General features: G+C 47.1%; 13 protein-coding genes. 5 read left to right on the top strand and 8 right to left on the bottom strand.

Annotated elements, in window-relative coordinates; all coding sequences use genetic code 11:
* Nucleotides 1–102 precede the first annotated feature (102 nt).
* The 3 genes from AC1DYT_RS03645 (at nt 103) to AC1DYT_RS03635 (ending at nt 5,701) form a co-directional block, all read left to right on the top strand.
* Nucleotides 103–4,347 carry a T9SS type B sorting domain-containing protein gene (locus AC1DYT_RS03645; RefSeq protein WP_477468289.1) on the top strand — a complete coding sequence of 1,415 codons (4,245 nt, stop codon included), beginning with the start codon at nt 103–105 and terminating at the stop codon, nt 4,345–4,347.
* A 176-nt stretch (nt 4,348–4,523) separates the two neighbouring features.
* Nucleotides 4,524–4,850, top strand: coding sequence for a hypothetical protein (locus AC1DYT_RS03640; protein WP_477468288.1), 327 nt, complete (start codon nt 4,524–4,526; stop codon nt 4,848–4,850).
* Between the two features lie 11 nt (nt 4,851–4,861).
* Nucleotides 4,862–5,701: a hypothetical protein gene (locus tag AC1DYT_RS03635; RefSeq protein WP_477468287.1), complete on the top strand. Its 840-nt coding sequence runs from the start codon at nt 4,862–4,864 to the stop codon at nt 5,699–5,701.
* Nucleotides 5,702–5,827: 126 nt separating this feature from the next.
* On the opposite strand, the gene AC1DYT_RS03630 is transcribed toward AC1DYT_RS03635, so the two are convergent.
* Nucleotides 5,828–6,586: a phosphosulfolactate synthase gene (locus AC1DYT_RS03630; RefSeq protein ID WP_477460568.1), complete on the bottom strand. Its 759-nt coding sequence runs from the start codon at nt 6,584–6,586 to the stop codon at nt 5,828–5,830.
* Between the two features lie 289 nt (nt 6,587–6,875).
* Entirely contained in the window at nt 6,876–8,279 is a 1,404-nt protein-coding gene (locus AC1DYT_RS03625; RefSeq protein WP_477460569.1) for a tetratricopeptide repeat protein, read from the bottom strand.
* A 237-nt stretch (nt 8,280–8,516) separates the two neighbouring features.
* Between AC1DYT_RS03625 and amaB the strand changes: the two genes are divergently transcribed.
* Nucleotides 8,517–10,058, top strand: a complete 1,542-nt coding sequence (gene amaB, locus AC1DYT_RS03620; RefSeq protein WP_477468286.1) for an L-piperidine-6-carboxylate dehydrogenase — start codon at nt 8,517–8,519, stop codon at nt 10,056–10,058.
* Between the two features lie 23 nt (nt 10,059–10,081).
* Nucleotides 10,082–11,719 carry a S8 family serine peptidase gene (locus AC1DYT_RS03615; protein ID WP_477468285.1) on the top strand — a complete coding sequence of 546 codons (1,638 nt, stop codon included), beginning with the start codon at nt 10,082–10,084 and terminating at the stop codon, nt 11,717–11,719.
* 102 nt (nt 11,720–11,821) lie between these two features.
* Here the strand turns inward: AC1DYT_RS03615 and AC1DYT_RS03610 are convergent, their stop codons facing one another.
* The 6 genes from AC1DYT_RS03610 to AC1DYT_RS03585 form a co-directional block, all read right to left on the bottom strand.
* Nucleotides 11,822–12,607 (bottom strand): mechanosensitive ion channel family protein, encoded by a 786-nt coding sequence (locus AC1DYT_RS03610; protein ID WP_477468284.1) that lies wholly within the window; start codon nt 12,605–12,607, stop codon nt 11,822–11,824.
* A 360-nt stretch (nt 12,608–12,967) separates the two neighbouring features.
* Nucleotides 12,968–14,602, bottom strand: coding sequence for a chaperonin GroEL (groL, locus tag AC1DYT_RS03605; RefSeq protein WP_477468283.1), 1,635 nt, complete (start codon nt 14,600–14,602; stop codon nt 12,968–12,970).
* A gap of 188 nt (nt 14,603–14,790) precedes the next feature.
* Nucleotides 14,791–15,087 carry a co-chaperone GroES gene (locus AC1DYT_RS03600; RefSeq protein WP_133230047.1) on the bottom strand — a complete coding sequence of 99 codons (297 nt, stop codon included), beginning with the start codon at nt 15,085–15,087 and terminating at the stop codon, nt 14,791–14,793.
* Nucleotides 15,088–15,310: 223 nt separating this feature from the next.
* Nucleotides 15,311–15,667, bottom strand: a complete 357-nt coding sequence (gene secG, locus AC1DYT_RS03595; RefSeq protein ID WP_477468282.1) for a preprotein translocase subunit SecG — start codon at nt 15,665–15,667, stop codon at nt 15,311–15,313.
* Nucleotides 15,668–15,679: 12 nt separating this feature from the next.
* Nucleotides 15,680–17,374 (bottom strand): hypothetical protein, encoded by a 1,695-nt coding sequence (locus AC1DYT_RS03590; protein WP_477468281.1) that lies wholly within the window; start codon nt 17,372–17,374, stop codon nt 15,680–15,682.
* A 21-nt stretch (nt 17,375–17,395) separates the two neighbouring features.
* The gene (locus AC1DYT_RS03585) at nt 17,396–17,911 is read right to left on the bottom strand and encodes an LptE family protein (RefSeq protein ID WP_477468280.1); all 516 of its coding nucleotides are present in this window, start codon (nt 17,909–17,911) and stop codon (nt 17,396–17,398) included.
* Nucleotides 17,912–17,920 lie beyond the last annotated feature (9 nt).

The raw sequence follows: 17,920 nt of genomic DNA, 5'->3' as shown, positions 1-17,920 counted from the left end.
GGGTTGTTTGGCACCCGGCTAAACACTGTTTCCTCCAAAAAAGCCACTGATTTTACGCCGATAATGTTTATTATTGTGATGCTTTATAGCTATATACCCCTAATGAAACATCCTAAGCCTGCTAAATACAGCCACCTCTTCCTGCTGAAAGCATTTTTATTTGGGCTTATTGTATTGCTGCCGCACCTGGCCTCGGCGCAAACAGACAATGAATTTTGGTTTGTAGTGCCCAATGTTTACGATGCCAACCGCGATTTCAATAAACCTATTGCGCTTCGTATCACTACAGCTGCGTCGCAGGCCACGGTAACGATTTCCATGCCCGCCGACCCATCATTTATACCCATTATAAAGGATATTGGCCCAAATGCTACCGCCAGCGTAGACCTTACCCCCTGGATAAACCAATTGCAAAACGCACCCGCAAATACTACTCTAAATAAAGGCTTGCTTATTAAATCAACCGCCGATATAACAGCCTATTACGAAGTGGTGAGCGGCTTTTGCAATTGCAACCCCGAGATATTTTCGCTGAAAGGAAAAAATGCGCTCGGCACGGAATTTTTTATCTCGTCTCAGTACACGTACGATGAATCTACCGCCTACAGCGCAGCTACCAACTCTTTCGATATCGTGGCAACTAAGGATAATACCCATGTCACCATCAACCCTAAACAAAACATCGTAGGACATAACGCCGGTATCCCTTTCACCATTACGCTGAACGCCGGGCAAACTTTTTCGGCCGTAGCAACAAGCGGCGCGGCAAGCGGGCACCTGCATGGCTCGTATATATCATCAGATAATCTCATTGCCATAACCCTGAAAGATGACTTGGTGCAGGTATCCAGCTGTGCCGATCTTATTGGTGACCAGGCCGTACCAACCGACGTACTGGGCACAGAGTACATCGTTACCAGAGGATTCTTAGTACCCAACGATAATATTTATGTGATGGCGGTTGAAGATGGTACATCCATTTACATTGATGGTGGTACCGGCCCATCGGCAACGTTATCTAAAGGGCAATCGACCATATTCAATTTAACCGGCAACAGCACTTACATACGATCCGACAAGAAAATATACGTTTACCATTTAACAGGCAATGGCTGCGAAGTGGGTTCGGCAGTAATCCCCAAATTGAATTGCACGGGCTCCAAATCGGTAAGTATCGTGCGGAGCAAAGATGAGTTGTTTGCTGTTTTGATAACCACCAAAAACGGCCTTCAGAATAGCTTTAGCGTCAACGGCGACAATTCGCTGATCAAAGCCAGCGATTTTTTTGTTGTCCCGGGCACAGGCGGCGCTTATGTTACCTCCCGGATTGACCTCAGCAACGCAGTTAGCTCCGGCAGCGCGCTTAATTTTTCTAATTCCGCCGGGAATTTTTCGCTGGGCTTTATCAATGGCGGCACGAACAGCGGGACACTTTACGGTTTCTTTTCGGATTTTAAATCGAGCAACGTAAAAAATAGCGAGGTAGAAACCTGCCCTTCGTCGCCGGTACAATTAACGGCCTACGGCGGTGTCAGCTACAAATGGTCGCCTGCCACTGGGCTTGATAATCCGAACATCGCTAACCCAAAGGCATCGCCTGCGGTAAGTACTGATTACACCGTTGAGATAACGAGCGCCGATGGCTGCGTGGATGTTGCCAACGTGCATGTGGAAGTGAGCAGCAGCGTAACGCCTTCAGTTTCCATTGCAGCATCAGCAACTAACGTCTGCGCAGGTACTTTGGTAACATTTACAGCAACGCCGGTAAACGGCGGCGGTTCGCCCGCTTATCAATGGCGGGTAAATGGCGTAAACGCGGGCACCAACAGTGCCAGCTTCAGCAGCAGCACCCTTGCCGATAATGACAAGGTAACCTGCGTGCTGACGAGCAGCGCGCCATGCGCCAACCCGGCCAGCGTTACCAGCAACGCCATTACCATGACGGTTAACAGCACTGCGCCACCAACAATCAGTATCACAGCTTTAGACAACAATATCTGCCCGGGTATATTTGTCCACTTCACCGCAACGGTCACTAACGTAGGAGCAAACCCCTATTATCAATGGCAGGTTAACGGCATAAACGCAGGCGACCCCAACAGCCGCACTTTTGGCAGTGCCGGATTTGTTAATGGCGATAAAGTAACCTGTATCATTACTGTAACCGGCGTATGCTCGGCACCGCAAACCGTTACCAGCAACGTCGTTACTATGGTTGTAAACCAAAGCCCGCCTGTTTCGGTGAGTATAGCGGCTTCTCAAATTACTATTTGTACCGGCAGCAGCGTAACCTTTACGGCAACACCGGTAAACGGCGGTAACAACCCCGTTTATCAATGGCAGGTAAACGGCGTAAACGCGGGCACTAACAGCAACACTTTCAACAGCAGCACGCTGGCCAATGGCGATAATGTTACATGTATGCTTACCGGCGATGTCCCTTGCCCCACGCAAGCCACAAGCAATGCGGTTACCATGGTGGTAAACCCTTACTTAAGCCCCTCGGTAAGCATCGTAGCATCTGCAAACAACATTTGCCCGGGAGATAATATCACCTTTACAGCAACGGCTTTGAACAGCGGGGCCAACCCGGCCTACCAATGGAAGGTAAACGGCAGTAATGTGGGCAGCAACAGCGCCACATTTGCCAGCACCGCTCTGGCTAACAACGATGTAGTAACCTGCATAGTAACCAGCAATGCCCCATGCAGCGCTGCCCCAACCGCCGGTAGCAATAGCATCAGTATCATCGTAAACACGCCGGTGAGCCCTTCGGTAACCATTTCGGCCTCGGGGAACAATATCTGTGCGGGCACCTCGGTTACCTTTACGGCCACACCAACCAACGGCGGCACTACGCCCATATACCAATGGCTGGTAAATGGCGCAAATACAGGCAGTAACAGCAGCACCTTCGTGAGCAGCACGCTGGCCAATAACGATGTGGTAAGCTGCCGCATAACCAGCAACGCCAAATGTGCCCTGCCTGTAACCGCAAGCAGCAATAGCATAACCATGCTTGTAAACCCTACCCTTCCGGCATCGGTTAGCATATCAGCTTCGCAAAGCACCATTTGCACCGGCGCTAACGTTACTTTTACGGCAACGCCGGTAAACGGCGGCAGCACTCCGGCTTACCAATGGAAGGTAAACGGCATTAATGCCGGCAATAATAGCAGCACTTTCAGCAGCAGCGCGCTGGCCAATGGCGATAAGGTAAGCTGCTTATTGACAAGTAATGCGTTATGTGCCACGCCGGTACCTGCTACCAGCAACACGGTTACCATGGTAGTAAATCCCTATTTAACGCCATCGGCAATTATCGCGGCATCAGCAACGGATATTTGCCCGGGCGAGACGGTTGGCTTTACGGCCACGGCTATAAACGGTGGCACAGCACCTGCTTATCAATGGCTGCTTAACGGCAGCAGCGTGGGCGGTAACAGCGCATCATTCGCCATCAATTCGCTTATCAGCGGCGACGTGGTGCAATGCGTTATCACCAGCAACGCCACCTGTACTACCGTGCCAACAGCCACAAGCAACAGCATCACCATAAATGTGGCCAGCCCGGTTAGCCCATCGGTAACTATAGCCACCGATGCGAACAATGTGTGCTACGGTACAACAATCACCTTTGTCGCTACGCCAACGAACGGCGGCAATAGCCCAGCTTACCAATGGCAAATAAACGGCGCAAACGCAGGCACCAACCGCAACACATTTACCAGCAGTACGCTGGTAAATAATGATATAGTAACCTGTAAGGTTACCAGCAATGCGCATTGCGCCGTGCCTGGCATCGCCACCAGCAACAGCATCAGCATGGTAATAAACCCCATACCTGTTGTTAATGGCGGCGGCGATAAGGTTATAGAGAAAGGCAATAGCGTACAACTGAGCGCAAGCACTTCGGCAGGTAAGGGCACGGATATTACCTGGAGCCCATCGGTCGGGTTAGATAACACGAAAGTACTTAACCCCACCGCCACACCTGATAAGACCACTATTTACACCTTAACGGTGCGCTCGGCAAGCGGGTGCATAAACACCGTAACTGTAAAGGTAACCGTACAGGTGCATTTGGTGATACCCAACATTTTCACGCCAAATGGCGATGGTTACAATGATAAATGGGAAATTGGCAACCTGGCAGATTACCCGGATGCATACGTTAAAGTGTTTAACCGCTGGGGGGCCGAGGTATATCACTCCGCAAAAGGCGCTGCCGATACCTGGGACGGCACCCGGAAAGGCAAACGCCTGCCATTCGGCACGTACTACTATGTAATCAACCTGGATAAAAAAACGCCAGCCATAACGGGGTATGTTACGTTGATAAGATAAACAAATTCGGTAAGGCGTTGATAATCTGGATGATTTAATAATGCCCAATATCGGCCACGGCATCATCTGTGTTTACGATTTTGTTCGATTCTTCATTATCTGATTATATCTTATTCGGCGCATTCACAACATATTTAATTTACGTATCTTAGTACATTGCTTTAAAATTAAGCTACTTGCAATTAATATTTTTAATGAATCATAGAGGACGTTTTCAAGCACAAGGTAAAGTTTTGGAAGAATCAACTCATTGGGCACAAGGTTTGCCGTTATTAGCAGTCGACGGACATTTGTTATTGAATGAATTAGAAGGTAAAATATCAAGGAAAGATGCACTGGCCAGAGCAAATGGCTTCGCAAAATGCCGGAAGTTCATCGATCAGTCGTATGAAAATGGCGGCATAAATGTTTTAGATATGGGAAAACCCTTGATAAAGTCTTTTCCAAAGGGTTACTTAGAACGAGTTGATTTAGAAGTTCATTTCGGCATCGCCTTTATATAAAAGTTAATAAGATGGACGAATTAAAAAAAGTTTTTTCTATAAGGGATTTTGTTGACAACGTTGCTAATTATAGCACTTTAACAACTTTTTGGAAAAATCTTGTTAAGGAAACAATTGGTATTGAGGCGAATAGCTATGTCAACAATTACTATAGCAATGGAAAAGAGATTCTTGACGGCAATCCCATCTTTTCAACTCTTATTAAGAACAATAGGGCAATACGAATAATCCAATTGGAGGGCCACCCCGAAGAACCCATCTTCGCCTGTTGGACTGGTAACTTAGTAATTAATGGCATAGAGTTCGAGGAACTCGTAATATCACTTCAACTTAACGCTGATACGTATGTTGAGGCTAAAAATCTCATTATCCTATTTTCGGCTAACATATTAACGCCATCCATTTTACTTGGAATAAATGAAAAGTACGATGTAAAATGGAACTTAGTGAAACTTTCTAGTGCAGTCCACAAAGCGGATTATAACAGAATTTTCTACGAATTTAAATCTTTATACGAATCATCATTACAAGATAATAATTTAAAACTCACCTATTTTAAGAGCTTCCACACTAATTACAACAGATATCCGTGGCATGCGATTACTTTCATAGGTGATTCGCCGTTACATCATTCCTACAATAACTTTGTTAAGAATATAGATCTTATCAATGATTTAGTGAGCATTAACCACTCTATTAATTTGGATAATTTAAAAAATGCAACCGAGTATGTCATTTTAATAGGAGGTCAATGGAATGCGCATGATTATATTACCAGATTACATAGGTATTCAGAAGAAGCAGAAAAAGAATTCGACTTTTTAAAAGATACCGTTCCGTCCAACAGTTAAGATTAATTCGCCTTTAAATATTAGGAACTCGTAATAACTTTATACTCAGTTAGTCTACAGGATTATCAAAAGCATTTGCTCACCATTTGCCGGTTGTATAGCTTTTTTGGTATTCAATAGCCCTTCCTACTTCAAAAAGTGCTCAAACGTATCGCTCCTTATCCCCAGCCTTAGCGTTTCCAGGGGGATGATATCTGCCGGGGCGATGTTACCTAAACTAACGTTGGCGCCAATGAGTTTGATAAACCACACCTGCTGCGCTTTTTGGGGAGCTTCCCAAATAATCATTTCTTCGGGTATTTGGGTGAGTATCTCGTCTACCAACCCCTGCCTCACCTCGCCCGAATCGCGGTAGATGCCTACGTTGCCGCTCTCGCGCGCCTCGGCAATCACTTTCCAGCTGCCCGCTTCTATTTCGGCGTTCATCAGCTTTATCCATTTATAAGGAGCGAATATCTTCTGGATGTCTTTAGAACCCACTTCGGATATTACGGTAATCTGCTTACTCAATTCGCGGATGTAATTACATTTCTCGTCATGCTCTATATTGATGCTGCCATCAGATACCTCGCAATATTCCATCTGGTACTTATCCAATATGCGGCGGTAATCATCAAACTGCCCGCGCACAATCATCGCCTCGAACAGCGTTCCTCCGAAATAAACCGGCAGGCCGGCATCCTTATACAGCTTCAGCTTGGCATCCAGGTTTGGCGATACGTAGGAGGTTGCCCAGCCCAGTTTCACCAAATCAGTATAACCTGCACCCATCTCAATAAAATCTTCTGCCTGGCGCAGGCTAAGGCCCTTGTCCATCACCATGGTGAGGCCTTTGTTACGGGGTTTCGCGGTACGTTCGGGCAGGTTGTTTATATGATAGTTCATGTATAGATGTGCGTTTGGTTATAGCTTATAACTAAAAGTATTAATGGCGCAAAGGTAAGCCAAGGATGTGCAGATGTGCAAATTTCAGATGTGCAGATTTTTTAGGATGCGCAGATTTATTGAGAACTTAACAAAAGCTTTACAATGCGCAGATGCCTAGCGATGTGCAGAAAGAAATGTTAAAGGCAAAAAAAATGTGCAGATGACTTTCCTTCATCTGCACATTTGTAATCTAAAATCTGTACACCTATTTTCTCATTTGCACATTTGAAATCTGTAATCTGCACATCTATTTCGTGTACCGGTTGATGATATCGACGATGACTTTATTATCCTGCAGTTGGGGCAGGTAATCGAACAGGATGAAATGCTTCTCCGGATCCGAAGTGAGGGCCATTTCCAAAAAGTTCAATGCTTCGTTGTACTCGCCTTTGGCAAACAGGTAAGCCACCATGCGGTAGTAGAGCTCTGCAGCCTCGGGGTTATTTTTGATGGCCGATGAAATTACTTCTATCGCCGTTGCCAGCCTTTTTTGTTCGTATAGTATAGACGAGTAGTCCAACCATGCATCTACATCCAACGGGTTTAGTTCTACTACTTTTTCATAGGCCGATTCTGCTTCGGGCAAATGGCCCAGCTTGTATTCGGCATCGGCAATGGCAAACCAGTAGTCGGCATTGGCAATATCCAAATCAAGGGCCTTTTTGTAAAAGTGCAGGGCTTCAAAATAGCGTTCCTCAAAATCCAATGTTACGCCAATGCCAAACCAGGCATCAGCCAGCTTAGGATCCATCTTCACCGATTTCTTATAGAAAGAACGCGCCTCGTCCATCTGTTCCAGTTTTTCGTAGCACTCGCCAATAGCGCAATAGGTATCGGCATTGGGTTGCTCATACTCGAAAGTTTCGCGGTAAACATCTATCGCTTCGGCATATTTTTCCAGGTTCACCAGGGCATTGCCTTTGTTGAAATAGGCCGATGCAAAGCTGTCTTTGATCAGTATGGCGTAATCGTAAGCGTCTATGGCTTTCTCGAACAGGCTTAGCTTGGTATAAGCGTTGCCCAGGTTGTACCAGGCGGCGTAGCTGTATGGCTCGTTATCGATGTATTGCTGATAAAACTGCACGCTCTCCTGCTGGTTATCCAGCACGTCGTAGCAAAAGGCCAGTTCGTACAGGGCATCCTGGTTTTCCATATTCTGCTTAAGGCAAAGCTTAAGGTAAGTGATGGCGGTATCGTAATCGCCCATGTTTTGGTAAACGTAGGCAATATGCAGCAGTATCTCGTCGGTTTCTTCGGCCAGGTCCAGCGCTTTTTCGTAGTTCTCCAATGCCTCGGCGTTGCGTTCCATACTCTCGTACAGGTTGCCGCGAATAATGTATATATCAGCATCGCTGGCCTCAAGCATAGCGGCCTTATCCAGTGCGGCAAACGCCTCTGTAGATCGGTTGGTTACTACCAGTAGCTGCGCCTGTTTTATCAGGAAAACCGCCGCGAACGGGTGCTGGTTGCGTGCGTACTCTGATACCTGCAGGGCCTTAGCCGGATCGTTCTTTTCGATGTAGTAGTCGATGATGTTTTCAAAAGCCTGCGCATCAAAAAAGTACTGATCATGGTTGCGGATCATTTCCTCGTAGCGTTCTACCGAAAACTTTGGATCTTCGGTAAAACCAAATTCAAATTCTTCTTCCATTCAAGTTTATTTGCAGAACACACATCCCCTGGGAGGTTTTAATCCCGCAAGGCTTAAAACATGTGTTTAAATTACAACAATAAGCAGCTTTAAAACAAATAAGTTTTCAACATACGCACATTCTCAACAGCCGCTTATACAAGTGCCTGATAATAAATAGGAAGCATTTGAGCGGGTGGGCCGGCGGGTTGATCTGATTTGCCCTAAAGATTTTTACCTTTGACAAAAGTAACAATTATGAGCCTAATAATATCAGATGTACTTCATCATTTACATATAAACAACATAAATGAGGCATTTAGTACCGGCAGCAACTGGGGCAGCAGCCCTAACGCGGCGGTTAAAGACATCTTTTCGCCCACCGATGGCAAAAAGATAGCTTCAGTAAAGATGGCCACCGCTGCCGATTATGATGCCGTAGTGCAGTGCGCTGCCAAAGCCTTCAAAACCTGGCGAACCATACCTGCGCCAAAGCGCGGAGAGATCATAAGGCAGATAGGCGAGCAGTTGCGCGCGAACAAAAAAGAGCTGGGCACGCTGGTAAGCTACGAGATGGGCAAAAGCCTGCAGGAGGGCTACGGCGAGGTGCAGGAGATGATAGATATCTGCGATTTTGCTGTGGGGCTTAGCCGCCAGCTATATGGCCTTACCATGCACAGCGAACGCCCCGAGCACCGCATGTACGAGCAGTACCACCCGCTGGGCATCGTAGGCGTTATATCGGCATTCAACTTCCCGGTGGCGGTTTGGAGCTGGAACGCCATGCTGGCCTGGGTTTGCGGCGACGTATGCGTTTGGAAACCATCAGAAAAAACCCCATTGACAGCCATTGCCTGCCAGCACATAGCGCAAGCTGTTTTTAAAGCCAATAATATTGAAGAAGGTGTTAGCTGCCTGGTAATAGGCGACCGCGAGGTTGGCGAACTGATGGCCAACGATACCCGCGTGCCATTGGTATCGGCAACGGGCTCGACCCGTATGGGCAAGGCCGTGAGCGCAGCCGTAGGCGCGCGCCTGGGCAAAAGCCTGCTGGAGCTTGGCGGCAATAATGCCATTATTATTACCGAGAATGCCGACTTGGATATGTCGCTCATCGGGGCGGTATTCGGCGCGGTGGGCACGGCAGGGCAGCGTTGCACCAGCACGCGCAGGCTCATCATCCACGAGAATGTTTACGAGGCCTTTAAACAGAAACTGGTAAATGCCTATAAACAGATAAAAATAGGCGACCCGCTTAACGAGAATAACCACATGGGCCCGCTGATCGATCAGGACGCGGTTACCTTGTATTTAGCTTCCATTGAAAAGTGCAAAGCCGAAGGCGGCAGCTTTGTGGTAGAGGGCGGCAGGCTGGAAGGCGAAGCCTACGTATCGGGCTGTTATGTAAAGCCTTGTATTGCCGAGGTAGAGAACCATTACCAGATAGTGCAGCACGAAACCTTCGCACCTATATTGTACCTCATCAAATACAAAACCATCGAAGAAGCTATCGAATTGCAAAACGGCGTTCCGCAGGGCCTATCATCGGCCATCATGACTAATAACCTGCGCGAGGCAGAAACATTTTTATCCTACGCGGGTTCTGATTGCGGGATAGCCAACGTAAACATAGGCACATCGGGAGCAGAAATTGGAGGGGCTTTCGGCGGGGAAAAAGAAACCGGCGGCGGCCGCGAGTCGGGCTCGGATGCCTGGAAAGTGTACATGAGGCGCCAAACCAATACTATTAACTACTCAAAAACGTTGCCTTTAGCACAAGGCATCAAATTCGACCTTTAACATTTTAAACCCAGTATATATCTATGCACAAATTTGGCAGATTATTCTCCGGCGCGGTATTGTGCGGCGCACTTTTAAGCAACTTTAACGGCTTTGCCCAGGTATCCGCTCCCGAACCGCCAAAGGCCTGGCACCTAATGGACCTGAAGACCGATGGCTTTTTCGGTATCAGCGCAAAGCAGGCTTACCTCTTCGTTGCCGGCAAAAAAAGCAAGCAAGTGGTGGTTGCCACCATAGATAGCGGTATTGACACCGCGCAAGCCGACCTGAAACCTATCCTGTGGACCAACACCAAGGAAATCCCCGGCAACGGCATTGATGATGACCATAACGGTTATATAGACGACATACACGGCTGGAACTTTTTGGGGGGCCCTGGCGGCAAGTGCGATTTTACTGAAACCACCGAAGAGGTACGCGAGTACAACCGGCTGAAAGAAAAGTACGGCAACCTGGTAAGCGCACCCGCAGGTAGCGAAAAAGAATTTGCCTATTGGGAAAAAGTGAAGCTCATTTACGAAACCACGGTAAAGAAATCTAAAGACGAGATAGAGCAATTGCAGCCTGCCATGAACGCCCTGATGGCGACCAGCGGGTACATCAAACGCGCATTGGGCCTAAAAACCGACGCCTCTTTTACAGTGAAAGACCTTGCGCGCATTAAAGCCAGCAACGATACCATTAACCAAAGCAAATATGTTTGGCAATCGGTTTTCGACCAGGAGGGTGGCGGCGCTACCAACGCCAAAATTATATCCGACCTGAGCGAGTACCTGGCCAAACTGAATAACGACGTTAACCCAGATCTGGATGCCCGTAAACGCATTGTAGGCGATGACCCCAACGCACAGGATGGCAAGCCCTATGGCAGCGGCCTCCTCAAGTTTGCCGATGCATCGCACGGTACGGGCGTAGCCGGCCTGATAGCCGCCGTGCGTAACAATGGCTATGGCATCAACGGCGTGGCCGATAATGTGCGCATCATGGCCATTAAAGCCGTACCTAATGGTGACGAGTACGATAAGGATATAGCCAACGCCATCCGCTACGCGGTAGATAATGGTGCCAATATCATCAACATGAGCTTTGGCAAAAAGCTGTCGCCGCATAAAGATTGGGTTGATGCAGCCATCAAATACGCCGCATCCAAGGACGTGTTGCTGATACAGGCATCGGGCAACGATAACCTGGATATGGATGCAAGCCCCGAATACCCTAACGATATTTTTGCCGATGGCAGCGGTACCGATGCAGATAACCTAATCAGCGTGGGCGCATCGTCTGCAAAGTTCGATGAAAACCTCGCAGGCAGCTTTAGCAATTACGGCCAGCACAATGTAGATGTATTTGCGCCGGGCGTAAAAGTAACCTCGGTTGATACCGATGCAGAATTCAACACGGCCGATGGTACCAGCTTTGCCTCTCCTATTACCGCCGGCATTGCAGCATTGGTTTTAGAGTACTACCCAACCCTTAGTGCAAAGCAATTGAAACAAGTGCTGCTTGAATCGGCAACGCCGCTAACCGGCACCATGGTGCTTAAACCAGGCACAAAGGACAAAGTAGCTTTTACCAGCCTATCTAAAACGGGAGGTATCGTAAATGCTTACCGGGCACTGCTTGCGGCATCAAAACTAAAAGGCGAAAGGGTTGGGATATAACGATATCCCGGCGAACCACGAATAGCCATTAATGCAACAAAGCCGGCCCTCAACAGGCCGGCTTTGTTATTTATATGTTTCGCTAACAGATGCAAACTTACCCTACACGCCCGGCAGCTTTACCCCCGCTTCGGCCAGGGCTATTACGATGCGTTCCTGCAACTCTATTTTGGTGGCCAGGAAGTTGGTCGGCTCCACCCAAACGTTGATGGTAAATCGTACCCCATCTATCTCTAGTGCTACAACACCTACGCGGGTAGCGGGTTCGTGCAAAATAGCGGGGATGGCTTTTATCGCATCATTAATAATCTGCTTAACCTGCGTTACATTGGCGGCATAGCCCAGTTTTATTTCAAAATCAAGTCGGCGGCTGCCTTCGCGGGTAACGTTTACAATTACCTCGTTAAACAGTTTACCATTGGGGATGATAACCGTTTTATTATCGGCAGTAAGCAACACGGTGTAGAATATCTGTATAGAGGTCACTTTCCCGTCCTGCCCCTGTGCAACTATGCTGTCGTCTATCTGAAAAGGTTTCAGCATCAGTATCAATACCCCGCCTGCAAAATTTTGAAGCGTGCCCGATAATGCCAAACCCGCGGCAACACCAAACGCACCAAATATGGTGCTCATAAAAGTTAACTGAAACCCGATAAGGTTTAATACCGTGAAAATAAGGGCAGAATACAGCGCAGCAACTGTAAGGCTTAAGAAAAAAGGCTGTAAAGCGGAATGGACAGCCGTAGAACGGATGTGCCGGTTAATACGCTTGCGGAGCGTGGAAATAAACCAAAGGCCAACAAAAAACAGCAGCAAGCCGAAAACAGCCTTCGGTCCATTATGAACCGCCCAAATGTGAAATGTATTATTGAATTCTTTTAGCTCCATAGGTAGGGGCCAAAATTAAGGATTTTTTGCTGATTAGCTATATATCGCCACGAATAGCTCCGGGCCTTTGAACAGCACCCACTCTACGATGCGGCTGTGTATTTGTATTTTTTTAGATTTTAGATTTTTCATAGTACTACACCTTATTCAAATGCTGTGCCTAAAGCCCCGAATAATAATATAGTTACGAAAATTTCACATATAGTGGTTTTTGCAGCATAGAACAGCTTAAAACTAAACGCTCTATAGTAAAAGCGCAGTTTTGGGGCGTACAGAAAACTGTCCAAATAAAAACCCTGTCTGCAAAAACAGACAGGGTTTTTAATATTATGCTCCCCCTTCAGGGGGTCAGGGGGCTGATTACATCATGCCGCCCATGCCGCCGCCGCCCATTGGTGGCATGCCGCCTTTTTCGTCTTCCGGATCGTCGGCCAACACACACTCGGTGGTCAACAGCATCGATGCGATAGAAGCAGCGTTCTCTAATGCTACACGGCCAACTTTAGTTGGGTCGATAACACCGGCGCCAATTAGGTTCTCGTAAACATCGGTACGTGCATTGTAACCGAAATCGCCTGTACCTTCTTTAACCTTTTGTACTACGATAGAACCTTCAACACCTGCGTTTTGGCAGATCTGGCGAAGTGGCTCTTCTATAGCGCGACGGATGATCTGGATACCAGTGTTCTCATCGTCGTTGGCACCTTTAAGGTTTGCTAAAGCAGCTACCGCGCGGATGAAGGCAACGCCACCACCTGCTACGATACCTTCTTCTACAGCCGCACGGGTTGCATGTAAAGCATCGTCTACACGGTCTTTCTTTTCTTTCATCTCTACTTCAGAAGCAGCACCGATGTAAAGCACAGCAACACCACCGCTTAATTTAGCTAAACGCTCTTGCAATTTTTCCTTGTCGTAATCAGAAGTAGTGGTTTCTATTTGCGCACGGATTTCGTTAACTCTCGCTTTGATCAAATCCGAATCGCCGGCACCGTTTACGATAGTAGTATTGTCTTTATCTACAGAAATCCTTTCGGCCTGGCCAAGCATGCTCAGGTCAGCGCTCTCCAGTTTGTAGCCTCTTTCTTCAGAGATAACGGTACCGCCTGTCAATACGGCGATATCTTCTAACATAGCCTTACGGCGATCGCCAAAGCCTGGTGCTTTTACAGCAGCAACTTTCAGCGAGCCACGGATTTTGTTTACTACCAAAGTAGCCAATGCTTCGCCATCAAGGTCTTCGGCAATAATCAGCAATGGTTTGCCGGTTTGTACCTGTTTCTCCAGGATAGGCAGAATCTCTTTCATCGAAGAGATCTTTTTATCGTAGATAAGGATGTATGGGTTATCTAACTCAACTTCCATTTTTTCGGAGTTGGTTACGAAGTAAGGAGAAAGGTAACCACGATCGAATTGCATACCTTCTACGGTTTTCACTTCGGTTTCGGTGCCTTTTGCTTCTTCAACAGTAATAACGCCGCTTGTGCCAACTTTTTTCATCGCATCAGCTATCATCTCGCCGATAACTTCGTCGTTATTTGCAGAGATAGACGCTACTTGTTTGATTTTTTCGAAATCGTCGCCAACATCTTGTTTTTGAGCCTTCAGGTCGGCAACAACAGCTGCAACAGCTTTGTCAATACCGCGTTTCAGGTCCATTGGGTTAGCGCCGGCTGCAACGTTTTTGATACCTGCAGTTACGATAGCCTGGGCCAAAACGGTAGCTGTAGTAGTACCATCACCTGCAATATCAGCAGTTTTAGAGGCTACTTCTTTAACCATTTGCGCACCCATGTTTTCGATAGGGTCCTTCAGTTCGATTTCTTTAGCTACGGTAACACCATCTTTGGTGATAGCCGGTGAGCCGAATTTCTTGTCGATGATTACGTGACGGCCTTTAGGGCCTAATGTTACTTTAACTGCGTTAGCCAGTATATCAACGCCGCGTTTTAAAGCGTCGCGTGCCTCAACATTATATTTAACTTGTTTTGCCATTTTTTTGTTGTTTGAATGTTGTAATGTTTAAAGGTTGAAAAGTTTCAATGTGGTCTGTGATATTTCCAGCATCACATCGCTATAACCTTCGAACTGTTTGTTTTTTTGTCTTGTGAGTTTAAGGTTGAAATTTTGTTGAACGTGCAGGGCTAACCTTCCAACGTTTCAACTTTACAACCTTTCAACAATTAATTAAATACTGCGTAGATATCAGATTCGCGCATAATCAGGTACTCTTTACCGTCAACGGTAACTTCTGTACCGGCATATTTTCCGTATAGGATTTCGTCACCAACTTTAACGGACATCGGGATTAGCGTGCCAGACAAGTCGGCATATTTACCAGGGCCAACAGCCACTACAGTGCCTTTTTGTGGTTTTTCCTGCGCTGTTTCGGGTACGTAAATGCCCGAAGCAGTTTTAGTTTCGGCAGCAGCGGCTTGTACAACCACCCTGTCTGCACTTGGTTTAATGTTTAATGACATAGTAATACTATTTGTTGAAATTATAATTTTAAGTTTTCGTTATTGGTTTTCACATCAATTATGCCAAGGCGGCCTTTCCTGTTTTATTGTCAGATTTAAGTTAGCTGCCCTGCCTATGGTAACAATGGTTTAACATGGGCGTGTCATCGTGTCAGCCCCGTAATTAGCCAAAAAAGGCCCTGGAAAAAATCCAGGGCCTCCTGATAATATCGTCGTAAATAACTTACGGTTTTTTTGTGCCAGCCGGTGTAGTAGTAGGGACAAGCGGCACCTGCTGCTGCGGTGTAGAAGTAGCCGGCTTAGACATTTTTTGGATCTGCTCTTTAGTAAGGCCCTGATCCTGCGTTTTTTGAACGCCGCCTTTTACCGTTACGTTGATAACAAGCGCAAGCACCATAATGCTGATAGCCAATGCCCAGGTACCTTTCTCCAAAAAGTCGCCTGTTTTTTGCACACCCATTAATTGCGAAGAGCCTGCGAAATTTGATGACAAACCACCGCCTTTAGGGTTCTGTATCAACACGATAAGGCCCAAAAGCAAGCATATAATGATGGTGAGGATGATTAAGAATAAGTACATTTCTTTTATTTATTAATTGATTTTCTTTTCTAACTGTTCAATCTGGGCTGCAAAGTAAAGCTTTTTTTCCGGAATTTTCAACATCAATTTTTTATAAGTAGCTATGGCTTTATGGTATAACATCTGGTCGCCGTAAATGCGGGCCAGGGTTTCGGTCACCATAGCATCCTGGTCTTCGGCGCTTTTCCTGGCTTTATTCTCGTTATCCAGCTTATCGGGCGAAAGCGGCTTTATCTGTGGATCGGTATGGATGAAGCGTTCGATAATTACGTCCTCTTTCTTGGCGGGATCGAATTCAACCTTCGGTGGCTCTATTTCGCCTATGCTGCTTACCGATGTAAGGTTGAATATATTAGCAAAATACTGCTGCTGCAACTCATCTGCGCCTCCCCTGTTAGTTGAGGTATTGCCTTGTACAGCCGGTGCGTAGGGCTGATAAGCCGCGGCATGCTCTTTACGCGTTTTATCCAACCACCACATAAAACTGTAGGGTAGAGTTTCATCGTTGTATTTAGAAACCATATCCTGCTCTTTTTCTACCGATGCGGCTGCAATAGGCAACTCTGCCTGCGGTGCTTCTGTAACAGTGGTTTCTTCAATAACGGGCGGCGGCGCAGCAGGAGTTTCAGCTTCCGGTTCCGATACTGTGTCACCGGTGCGCAGCTCATCCAGTTTTTTATCGAACGACAGGTAATCTGTAGCAGCGATGTTGCCGTAAATCAGCTTCTCGGTTTCGGCATCTATAAAGCTCTGCTGGGTAGCTACGTCTTCATCCGCTGCATCCGCTATCGTATCTTCGGGTATTTCGTCTTCGGCAAATTTATTGCTGAGGCTTTCTACACCTATATCATCTATGCTTACTATCTCGTTGTAAACTTCGTCTGCAATGTAATCTTGCTTATGGAAAACGTTCTCCGGCTGATAGGTATCGAACGACGATACATCTGCCTGCTGCGTTACCGGGCTATCTGCCGGCTTATCCCCAACGGGCACCTCCGCAACAGTTGCTGGCGTAGTAATATCTTCCACCTTTGGCGTCACCGGCGCGAGGGCTACAGCTTCAGGAGCAGGCTTAATTGGCTCGGCAGCCGGTGCTTCTGCAACAGCAGGCACAGGCTCTGCCGAAGCGGCAACTTCTACAGCCTTAACATCGTCCAGTTTCGAAAAATCCCAGGGATTATCATATTCCTCCTCGTCGTCCTCATGTGCTGATGGCTGCGTAATGGCTGCTGCCGGTGCGGGTGTATAAACCGGCTCTGCCTTGCTTTCCTCAAATGCGGGAAGGTTCTCTACGGCATCTAATGGAGATGGCGCAACAACAGGCTCATCCTGATAAATTGTTGGGATGTTGATGGGACGGGTAACCGAGTCTTCTACTTCGGAAGCCGGGCCGCTGTTGAAGTAGTTTTCGGGCTCGGCAGCGTGCACGCCATTAAGGCCTTTGTTTATCCGCTCGCGTGCTACGGGCAGCAGGTCATCGGCATCGTGCAGTATTTTATATAACGTTTTAGGGCTAAAATAGGCAGATGCCCTGCGTACATCGGGTGTTTGGCCCGAACGCGCATACATTACCTGCAATAGGCCGCTCTGCGGGTTATCCTGCACCAGCCGCTCTAAATTGTGCTTATATAACTGGCCGTTCTCGGCCGGGTTAGCCAGCAGGTCCCACAAAATTTCCTTATGCCTGTTATCTATATTTTGCTCCACCTTGCTAAAACTACAAAATGCTTACCAATTATTAAACGCCTTGTTAAAAATATCGTCGGTGAGCTGTTTGTTGATATCCAATATCAGCTGCTGTTCCTGCGATGCAATATCCCCCGTAAAATCCTTCGATTTACTGAACGGCTGCTCAAAACTAAGCTTTTTATCCTTATCGTAGGTAAATTTTACGGTTACGGTTATGGTTAGGCGGCTGGCCCCGGCAATAGGTGCCGTATTGTTGTTGGTTGCCTGTATCGAAATAGGCGCATAGCTATAACCTGTTATAGCTCCCGAGATAGTAGCATCGGCCTCACCCCTTACAATACTAATGCTGGTTTGGGTGCGTATGCGATTCTTCAATGCCTCTGTAAAACTCTGGCTAAGTGTGTTTACTACCAGGGGAGCCGTATTTTCAAAATATTGTATGTTAAGGGTTTTAAGTTCCTTCGGCACGGCTGAGCCGTTGAGCGATACAGAGCAGGAGTTGAACAGCATTACCAGGCTTGCCGCAACCGACAATAAAAATAGCTTTTTAGTCATATACCTATG

This window comes from Mucilaginibacter sp. P1_D10, assembly GCF_056406215.1.
The sequence above is the reverse complement of the archived record's forward strand: the minus strand, read 5'-3'. Positions and strand labels throughout refer to the sequence as shown.

Coding starts and splice junctions, on each gene's coding strand:
- secG (WP_477468282.1), bottom strand. CDS start 15,667: ATGTACTTATTCTTAATCATCCTCACCATCATTATATGCTTGCTTTTG.
- AC1DYT_RS03635 (WP_477468287.1), top strand. CDS start 4,862: ATGGACGAATTAAAAAAAGTTTTTTCTATAAGGGATTTTGTTGACAAC.
- AC1DYT_RS03645 (WP_477468289.1), top strand. CDS start 103: ATGAAACATCCTAAGCCTGCTAAATACAGCCACCTCTTCCTGCTGAAA.
- AC1DYT_RS03585 (WP_477468280.1), bottom strand. CDS start 17,911: ATGACTAAAAAGCTATTTTTATTGTCGGTTGCGGCAAGCCTGGTAATG.
- AC1DYT_RS03630 (WP_477460568.1), bottom strand. CDS start 6,586: ATGAACTATCATATAAACAACCTGCCCGAACGTACCGCGAAACCCCGT.
- amaB (WP_477468286.1), top strand. CDS start 8,517: ATGAGCCTAATAATATCAGATGTACTTCATCATTTACATATAAACAAC.
- groL (WP_477468283.1), bottom strand. CDS start 14,602: ATGGCAAAACAAGTTAAATATAATGTTGAGGCACGCGACGCTTTAAAA.
- AC1DYT_RS03600 (WP_133230047.1), bottom strand. CDS start 15,087: ATGTCATTAAACATTAAACCAAGTGCAGACAGGGTGGTTGTACAAGCC.
- AC1DYT_RS03625 (WP_477460569.1), bottom strand. CDS start 8,279: ATGGAAGAAGAATTTGAATTTGGTTTTACCGAAGATCCAAAGTTTTCG.
- AC1DYT_RS03615 (WP_477468285.1), top strand. CDS start 10,082: ATGCACAAATTTGGCAGATTATTCTCCGGCGCGGTATTGTGCGGCGCA.
- AC1DYT_RS03610 (WP_477468284.1), bottom strand. CDS start 12,607: ATGGAGCTAAAAGAATTCAATAATACATTTCACATTTGGGCGGTTCAT.